The sequence below is a fragment of the Bacteroides sp. genome, from assembly GCF_029057325.1.
GTDB lineage: Bacteria > Bacteroidota > Bacteroidia > Bacteroidales > Bacteroidaceae > Bacteroides.
Genome location: NZ_JAICZW010000009.1, coordinates 1 through 8,581 on the forward strand (window position 1 = coordinate 1; position 8,581 = coordinate 8,581).

Annotated in this window: 7 protein-coding genes and 1 pseudogene; 5 read left to right on the forward strand and 3 right to left on the reverse strand. The window is 46.2% G+C overall.

What is annotated here, in order from left to right:
• From K2G43_RS00300 to tpx, 5 genes and pseudogenes are all read left to right on the forward strand, one after another.
• Window positions 1-822: UDP-GlcNAc--UDP-phosphate GlcNAc-1-phosphate transferase (locus K2G43_RS00300; RefSeq protein ID WP_300152582.1), on the forward strand; the 822-nt coding region annotated here is incomplete at its 5' end.
• A 207-nt stretch (window positions 823-1,029) separates the two neighbouring features.
• A complete protein-coding gene (locus K2G43_RS00305) occupies window positions 1,030-2,592 on the forward strand; it encodes an ATP-binding protein (RefSeq protein ID WP_297644410.1) in 1,563 nt (520 codons plus the stop codon).
• Window positions 2,593-2,645: 53 nt separating this feature from the next.
• Window positions 2,646-2,738 (forward strand): annotated as a pseudogene (locus tag K2G43_RS00310) (sugar transferase); the annotation flags it as partial.
• 129 nt (window positions 2,739-2,867) lie between these two features.
• On the forward strand, window positions 2,868-3,461 hold the full coding sequence (locus tag K2G43_RS00315; protein WP_297644412.1) for a master DNA invertase Mpi family serine-type recombinase: 594 nt from the start codon (window positions 2,868-2,870) through the stop codon (window positions 3,459-3,461).
• 56 nt (window positions 3,462-3,517) lie between these two features.
• Window positions 3,518-4,018 carry a thiol peroxidase gene (gene tpx / locus K2G43_RS00320; RefSeq protein WP_300152584.1) on the forward strand — a complete coding sequence of 167 codons (501 nt, stop codon included), beginning with the start codon at window positions 3,518-3,520 and terminating at the stop codon, window positions 4,016-4,018.
• Between the two features lie 20 nt (window positions 4,019-4,038).
• On the opposite strand, the gene K2G43_RS00325 is transcribed toward tpx, so the two are convergent.
• From K2G43_RS00325 to K2G43_RS00335, 3 genes are all read right to left on the reverse strand, one after another.
• Complete coding sequence (locus tag K2G43_RS00325; protein WP_297644416.1) at window positions 4,039-4,680, reverse strand: DedA family protein; 642 nt, start codon at window positions 4,678-4,680, stop codon at window positions 4,039-4,041.
• Between the two features lie 20 nt (window positions 4,681-4,700).
• Entirely contained in the window at window positions 4,701-6,119 is a 1,419-nt protein-coding gene (locus tag K2G43_RS00330; RefSeq protein ID WP_297644418.1) for a tetratricopeptide repeat protein, read from the reverse strand.
• 146 nt (window positions 6,120-6,265) lie between these two features.
• On the reverse strand, window positions 6,266-8,005 hold the full coding sequence (locus tag K2G43_RS00335) for a glutamine--tRNA ligase/YqeY domain fusion protein (protein ID WP_297644420.1): 1,740 nt from the start codon (window positions 8,003-8,005) through the stop codon (window positions 6,266-6,268).
• Window positions 8,006-8,581 lie beyond the last annotated feature (576 nt).

The window sequence follows — 8,581 nt, forward strand, 5'->3', positions numbered from 1 at the left end:
GGTGGGGGGATCATCTTCTATTTCGGTGCGTTGGCCTATTTCCTGACGAGCGGGTGGGAATACCCGTGGTTCATGCTTGCCCTGACTCTGGTGACGTTTATCAGCTTTGTGGATGATGTGAAATCGACGGGGCAGGTGACGAGGCTGCTGTTCCATTTCTCCGCCATGGCCTTGCTGTTTGGCCAGTGGGGATTGTTCTCTTTAGGCTGGTGGTGGATTGTCGTGGCTTTGATAGTCTGTACGGGCATCATCAATGCCTACAACTTCATGGACGGCATCAACGGCATTACGGGCGGTTATTCGTTGGTGGCGCTGGTGACGTTGGCGTATATCAACCGGTCGGTTGTTTCTTTTGTGGAGGCGGATTTCATCTATACGGTGCTTTGTTCGGTGCTGGTGTTCTGCTTCTTCAATTTCCGCAAGCGGGCGAAGTGCTTCGCCGGTGATGTGGGATCGGTGGGCATTGCCTTCATCCTTCTTTTCCTGATAGGACGGCTGATTATCCGGACGGAGGATTTCAGCTGGATTGTGTTGTTGGCTGTGTATGGGGTGGACAGTGTGCTGACCATCATCCACCGCTTGATGCTGCACGAGAATATCGGCTTGCCGCACCGGAAGCATCTGTATCAAATAATGGCGAACGAACTGAGGGTACCGCATGTGGTGGTCTCTGCTGTATATATGGCGGTGCAGGCGATGCTGAATGTCGGGTACATGATGTGTCAGGGGGATGGTTACGTGTATCTGTTAGGTTCCGTTTCTTTGCTCTGCATCCTTTATATCTGCTTTATGAAGAAGTATTTCAGGTTGCATCAGGCATGATAAGCGGTGTTAAGAGAGTGTCCTTTGAGATACTAATGATAACAAAGGCGATGAAGATTTATTCTCCATCGCCTTTGTTGGTTTATAGGTGAACAAAAAATGCTTGGCGGAACAGCCGTGTGTGAGTTGGCATAAAAAATAGCACTCTTCTCTGAATCTTGAAATAAAAGTGTATATTTGCATAGAACTTCGGAAAAAGGAGATAGGATGGACATGATGCGTAAATTGCCGATTGGCATACAGACTTTTGAGGAAATACGTAAAGGTGGTTATCTTTATGTAGATAAGACGGATATGGTTTATCAGATAGCCAATGTTGGTAAGCCCTATTTTCTGAGCCGTCCGCGCCGTTTCGGCAAGAGCCTGCTCCTTTCCACATTCAATGCCTATTTTCAAGGACAGAAAGACTTGTTCCGTGGGCTTGCCATTGAGCGGTTGGAGACGGAATGGGTGGAATATCCTGTGTTTCATCTGGATTTGAACGCTGAGAAGTACGATAGTAAGGAAGCTTTGGAGCAGATGCTCTCGCGCAATCTCAGCCTTTGGGAGGAGCATTGGGGGAAAGATATGGCGGAAGATACGCTTGCTTCCCGTTTTGCAGGTGTGATCAGGCGTGCTTACGAGCAATCCGGCAAGCAAGTTGTCGTGCTGATTGACGAATATGACAAACCTTTGCTTCAGGCGCTTTTGGATGCATCGCTTTTGGACGAGTACCGTCGCACACTGAAAGCCTTCTACGGTGTGCTGAAGAGTGCCGACCGCTACCTTCGCTTTGTGTTCTTGACTGGTGTCACCAAATTTGCTCAAGTCAGTGTGTTCAGCGACCTGAATCAGTTGAATGACATCAGCATGGATAGGGCATATAATGCACTTTGTGGCATCACCCGCGCAGAATTGTTGCAGGTGTTTTCTCCGGAAATACAATGTTTGGGCGAGCGGGAAGGGCTGACGTTCGATGAGACGGTCAGCGCTTTGGAGAAACGGTATGACGGTTATCATTTTAATGAGGATACTTCGGTGGGGGTATTTAATCCGTTCAGCCTTCTGAATGTGTTCCAAAAACAGAAGTTCGGTAATTACTGGTTCCAGACGGGCACTCCTACCTATTTGGTTGATTTGTTGAAGCAGAGCGATTATGACCTTCGCCTGCTGGTGGATGGTGTGGAAGTAACCGCTTCCGCTTTTTCGGAATACCGTGCGGATACAAGGAATCCGTTACCCATGATTTACCAGAGCGGCTATCTGACCATTAAGGACTATGACAAGGAGGTCTATCTTTACACCTTGCGGTTCCCGAATGACGAGGTGCGTTACGGTTTTCTGAATTTCCTGATACCCTATTATACCCGTGTCACGGATGATGAAACGGGTTTTCATATTGCCCGGTTCATGCGCGAGCTTCGTGCGGGCGATGTGGACGCTTTCATGGAACGTCTGCAAGTATTTTTTGCTGGCATTCCCTACGAACTGAGTGACAACACGGAACGCCATTATCAGGCCATCTTCTATGTGGTCTTTGCCCTGTTGGGGCAACTTATAGAGACAGAGGTTCGTAGTGCCCGTGGGCGTGCCGATGCTGTCATCAAGACCAAAGATGCCGTTTATGCCTTTGAGTTCAAGCTGAACGGCAGTGCTGAGGAGGCACTGAAACAGATTGATGAGAAAGGCTACTTGATACCCTATACGTTGGACGGAAAGCGTCTGGTGAAAGTGGGGGTGAATTTCAGCAAGGAGACGCGGAATGTAGATAAGTATATAGTAAGCGACTGATTCTTCATAAAATACATACGGTACGACTTCTTATTAGTACACAATTTTAAATAATGTATTCATGCTTTTTCAAGAGGGTGATTGATTTCATCCTCGTCTTTGTCGTATTGGCTGTCATCTGGCCGATACTGCTCCTCATTGTCCTATGACCGCATTTATGATATTGGAGGACCGGAGAAAGGCGATGAAGAGCAAATCCTTCATCGCCTTTCTCTTTATATGCCTGAATAACCGTTCTTTGGTGCCGAATAATAACCAATAAACGTTTATCAATTATGGCAGTAATAGCTTATTTAAGAGTGAGTACGGAGAAGCAGTTTCTGGAGAATCAGCAAGAGGAAATCATTCGTTTCGCCGAGAAGAATGGATTGAACATTGACAGGTGGTACATGGAGACGGTCAGCGGAAAAGTGAGTAGTAAAGAACGAAAACTGGCAGGGTTGCTGGATCGGATGAAACAGGGGGATTGCCTGATTGTTACGGAGATTTCAAGGCTCAGCCGGACTTTGCTGGAGATTATGACCATTCTGAACCTATGTCTCAAAAGGGGGATAGTGCTGTATAGTACCAAAGAAGGGTATGTGTTTCAGAATGATATCAACAGCAAGGTTTTGGGCTTTGCCTTTGGACTGATGGCTGAGATAGAACGCAACCTGATTTCCATGCGTACCAAAGAGGCGCTGGAACGGAGGAGGAAAGAGGGGAAACATTTGGGCAGGAAAAAAGGGATTACCCCTAAGATGGACATACTCCATGCCAATAAGATGAAGCTTGTGAGGGATTATAAAAGAGGCGAGTCTTGTGCCGAGCTTGCCAGACGGATGGGAGTGTCAAGGACTACCATGTTCCGTTTTCTGAAGGGGCATTGAGCGAACTTTTTCAGTATCTCACTTGTTGTGTAGCTATATACAATTTTGATATAATTATGGCTACAACAAATTTTAAAGGACAACCGGTAAATGTTATCGGTCGGTTTGTAAAGGTGGGCGCTGTTGCTCCCGATTTTGAATTGGTGAAAACAGACTTGTCTTCCTTCTCTTTGAAGGAACTGAAGGGGAAGAATGTGATTCTGAACATCTTCCCCAGTCTTGATACCGGTGTTTGCGCTACTTCAGTGCGTAAGTTCAACAAGTTGGCGGCTGACTTGCCGGATACAGTGGTGCTGGCCATCTCCAAAGATTTGCCTTTTGCCCATGCCCGTTTCTGCACGACGGAAGGCATTGAGAATGTGATTCCTTTGTCCGATTTCCGTCCGTCCGCTTTTGATGAGGCGTATGGGGTGCTGATGGCAGACGGACCGTTGGCAGGTTTGCTGGCGCGGTCGGTGGTGGTAATCGGGAAAGATGGAAAGATTGCCTATGTGGAATTGGTTCCGGAAATTACAAAGGAACCTGATTATGATAAGGCAATAGCAGCGGTAAAGTAAGAAAAGCTTCTCTTTGGAAGCTATTTCTTCTTTATCCCCTTGTATGCCAGATACCCTATTACCACTATCACTATGGCGATGATAACGTATCCTATCTCGCGACTATATTGGGTTGCCATGAGATACACATCGTTCGTTGTCTTAATGTCCGTGAAGCGGTATATCAGGTAGCCTATCAGTGCCAATATGGAGTTCCACACACCTGCTCCCAATGTCGTATAAAGCAGGAATGGCCCCAGCTTCATTCCTGCCAATCCTGCAGGAATACTGATTAGCTGGCGTACGGCAGGTATCAGACGTCCGAAGAATGTGGAGGTGGCTCCGTGCTTTCTGAAATATTCTTCGGCGTGGTGCACCTTCTCTTCATCGATGAGGCATATATGTCCGATGCGGCTGTTGGCAAATTTGTAAACGATGGGGCGTCCCAACCAGCGGGCGAGGTAGTAGTTTATCAAAGCCCCGAGGTCGGCTCCCACCGTTGCAAAAAGTACGACAAGAAAGATGTTCATGCCTTCGTCCGTCATGGATTTCCAGGCGGCGGGCGGAACGATGACTTCAGACGGGAAGGGTATAAAGGAACTTTCGATTGTCATGAAAAGGGTGACCACCCAATAGTTCAGGTTTTCCAATACCCATTTGATGAGTTCTGCAGATGATTCCATATTTCTGTACTTGTGCTTTATTACAGGTTAAACTCGTTGAAAATCTCGCTCATGATTCGTCTCAATTCTTCTTTGTCTCCTTTTCCTATTAAATTGTGCAGCCTTTCCAACTCCTTCAGCTCAAGCGGATGTTCGCACATCTGGTTGTATTTCAGTGCATTCTCCATGTCATCAAGCAATAGATGTATGGCAGTCAGCTTTTCGTTGATTCCTTCAAAATCAGGTTCTTCCTCTTTGATGTGTTCAAAGGCTAATTTGGCATAGGAGGGGTATCCCTCTTCCAGGCTACAAGTGGCTATGTCGTACCATGTATTGGCAGACGGGTCGTATAGCAGTGCCTTTTCCCACGAGGATATACCTTTTTCAAACTCTCTTTCTCCTAAATAGATACGTCCTTCGATGAGGTATGAATCTATTTCTTCGGGATTCAGTTCGCGGGCTTTTTGGCAATATAGGTGTGCTTTGCTCTTTTGGCCCATTTTGTGTAGGCAGAGCGCGGCGTTGGCATAGAGTGCAGACTGACTCATCAAAGGGCTATTCTCTTGCGTTTTGATAGCTTCTTCAAAATAGTGGTAGGCCTCTTCCCACTCTCCCCGGCTGAGCTTGTTTATGGCAATGAAGATATTAACAAAATTGGGAGAAAGGGAGTTTCGTTCTTTTGCCACGAGAAAGTCTTCTATGGCGCGTTCATCGTTTCCTATCTGGAAAAAGGCATGTCCTCTCAACATATAGGCGCTGGCAAACTCTTCGTCGGTTACCAGAGCATAATCGCAAGCTTCAATGGCTTTGTCGAACATCTGTAAGTCGAAATAGCAACTTGCCAATCCATACCAATAAAATGCCGAATAGGGATTCTTGTCTATCAATCTGTTGAAGATGCCCATGGCATCTTCGACTCGTCCAAGTGCATGGTAGCAGTCGCCGGTAACGGCAAGATAAGACTCGTTTTCGGCATAGCGTTCCACTCCGCGTTCCAACCAGGGAAGTGCCAGTTCGGGGAGGCCTAAGTCAAGGTACATATAAGATACGTCAATGATGTTTCCTAACTCATCCTTATCTTCGATGCTGCCAAGCAGTGCTTCCGCTTCTTCTATTTTTCCGTCTCCCATCAATAAGTTGGCTTTCAGCACTTTTGCTTCGGATGTTTCTTCAGGGATGCAATCCATTATCGCTTTGGATTTATCTCTCTGATTAGTATCCAAAAACAGATATGCCTGCTCTATCAGCAAGATTGTGTTGTCGGGATGTATTTTCAGCCCATAATTCACGACTTCATTGGCCTTGTCATATTGATAGCGCATGGCATACCAGTCGGCGAGGTCGGCTAAATCATCTGCGTCCAGATAAATTGTCTTGTTTTCCTTTTGGGCATTTTCATACGATTCTGCCATTTCTTGCAGTTCTTTGTCTTTACCGGACATCAGGTTCTTTTTGCTCATACTCTTTACTTATTTATTTTTCGCATAATTCCGATATGCTGCCAGTAAACAAGTTAACAAGGAGAATAGGCAGATATCAACCGACATTTCATTCACAAAACAAGTCGATAGGAAGGCCTTGCTCACTTGTTAACTTGTCCACTTGTTTATTTATTGATTTTGCCCCAAATATCTTTCAATCCTACGGTGCGGTTGAATACCATTTTTTCTGTGGTGGAATCCTTGTCAACGTTGAAGTAGCCGATGCGCTGGAACTGCAAGTAGGAGAGGGGCTGCATGCCGGCAGCAAACTTCTCAATGTAGCAGCAGGGCAACACTTTCAGTGAGTCGGGGTTAATCATCTCCTTCATGGCGGTCAGCGCGTCGCAATTCTTTGCTTCACGGATGGCGGCAAGTTCATCGCGGGGATTCTCCACTTTCCACAAACGGTCGTACAGACGTACCTCCGCTTCAAGGCAGTGGTTGCAGCTCAACCAGTGGATGGTACCTTTCACCTTGCGGTTTGCACCCGGCAGTCCGCTCTTCGTGTCAGGGTCATATTCGCAATAGACCGTGGTGATTTCGCCGGCTTCGTTCTTATCACATTTGGTACACTTCACAATGTAGGCGTTCTTCAGGCGTACTTCTTGTCCCGGTGTCATGCGGAAGTATTTCTTCGGAGCATTTTCCATGAAGTCGTCACGCTCTATCCATAGTTCGCGACTGAACTCGATGAAGTGGGTACCTTCTTCGGGATGTTCAGGGTTGTTGATGGCTTCCAGTTCTTCCACTTGCCCTTCGGGATAGTTGGTAATGATAAGTTTTACAGGGTTTAACACAGCGGAAATACGGGTAGCGCGGTCGTTCAAATCCTCGCGTACGGCACTTTCCAGCAAGGCGAATTCATTGAGTGCGTCATACGTGGTATAACCTATCTTGTCAATGAACTTGTGAATGGATTCCGGTGAATATCCACGGCGGCGGAAACCGCAAATGGTCGGCATGCGGGGGTCATCCCATCCGTTTACAAGTCCTTCCTTGACGAGTATCAGCAGATTTCGTTTGCTCATCAGGGTATAACTGAGGTTCAGTTTGTTGAATTCATATTGGTGAGGACGATTGTCATTCAGGTCTTTGCCATCCTTTACCCAATCCACGAAGAGATCGTATAGCGGACGGTGGGGCACAAACTCCAATGTACAGAGCGAGTGTGTCACTCCCTCAAAGAAGTCACTTTGGCCGTGAGCGAAGTCATACATCGGATAGGCTTTCCAGGTGGTGCCTGTACGGTGATGCGGATGCTTCACTACGCGGTAGATAATGGGGTCGCGGAAGTGCATGTTGGGGCTTGCCATGTCTATTTTGGCACGCAATACCATGGCGCCTTCTTCGATTTCACCGCTGTTCATTTTCTGGAACAATTCCAGCGTCTCTTCGATAGGGCGGTTGCGATAGGGGCTTTCTACACCGGGTTGGGTGGGAGTACCTTTTTGGGCAGCAATCTGTTCGGACGTTTGCTCGTCAATGTACGCCTTTCCTTCTTTAATAAGGCGGATGGCGAAGTCCCACAATTGTTGGAAGTAGTCGGAGGCATAATACTCATTGCCCCATTGGTATCCCAACCATTGGATGTCTTCCTTGATGGCTTCTACATATTCCACATCTTCTTTAGTGGGGTTGGTGTCATCAAAACGCAGGTTGCAGACACCGCCATGTGCGGCAGCGATGCCGAAGTCCAGGCAGATGGCTTTTGCGTGTCCGATGTGGAGGTAACCGTTGGGTTCGGGCGGGAAACGGGTCTGTACCTTTCCGCAGTTTTTGCCTTCTTTCAAATCATTCTCTACTATTTGCTCAATGAAGTTCAAACTCTTTTTCTCGTTTGTCTCTTCGCTTCTTGTTTCTGCCATAATGCTAATGTTTTCGTATCGTGGGGACAAAGATAGTGCAAATAGCAAGAGGATAAAAAGAATTCATTCAATTTTTCATGCGAAGGTCATGGCTTTTTCGTTTGTAGGAATTAAAGGAGTTGTCACTTCGTTAGGAATTACAGGAGTTAAAGCCGATACGCTTGTGCATAATGCCGTTACGGGAATGTTGGCTTTCACTCCTAAGCCGACTTGTCGGCTGATAACTCCTTTCCATGAAAAAAAGGGAGGTATTGAATGAAATTTTAGAAAAAAAACAGCAATTCATGAAAAATAATCTATATTTGTCTGCTGAAACCGTTTGTAAGTATTGAAAAATGCTTTGAAATGATAACAAATTAAAATGATTTTTAGAAAAGATGTTATATGACATGTTTTTTAATTTGGTTGGTATCACAAAAAGGGTCTATATTTGCACCGTTATCCTGAAAACAATCTTTTTACCTTAAAAAAAACTAATACCTATTGAAAACTGAAAAGGAGGCTTTGTGAAAAGCTTCCTTTTTTTAGTACGCCCAGCATGGGCGTGCGCTATAGGGTGTAAGTCCCGAACGAGCC

What these genes read in the sequence shown, in the direction of transcription:
- tpx (WP_300152584.1), top strand. Translation starts at nt 3,518, where the DNA reads ATGGCTACAACAAATTTTAAAGGACAACCGGTAAATGTTATCGGTCGG.
- K2G43_RS00315 (WP_297644412.1), top strand. Translation starts at nt 2,868, where the DNA reads ATGGCAGTAATAGCTTATTTAAGAGTGAGTACGGAGAAGCAGTTTCTG.
- K2G43_RS00335 (WP_297644420.1), bottom strand. Translation starts at nt 8,005, where the DNA reads ATGGCAGAAACAAGAAGCGAAGAGACAAACGAGAAAAAGAGTTTGAAC.
- K2G43_RS00305 (WP_297644410.1), top strand. Translation starts at nt 1,030, where the DNA reads ATGGACATGATGCGTAAATTGCCGATTGGCATACAGACTTTTGAGGAA.
- K2G43_RS00330 (WP_297644418.1), bottom strand. Translation starts at nt 6,119, where the DNA reads ATGAGCAAAAAGAACCTGATGTCCGGTAAAGACAAAGAACTGCAAGAA.
- K2G43_RS00325 (WP_297644416.1), bottom strand. Translation starts at nt 4,680, where the DNA reads ATGGAATCATCTGCAGAACTCATCAAATGGGTATTGGAAAACCTGAAC.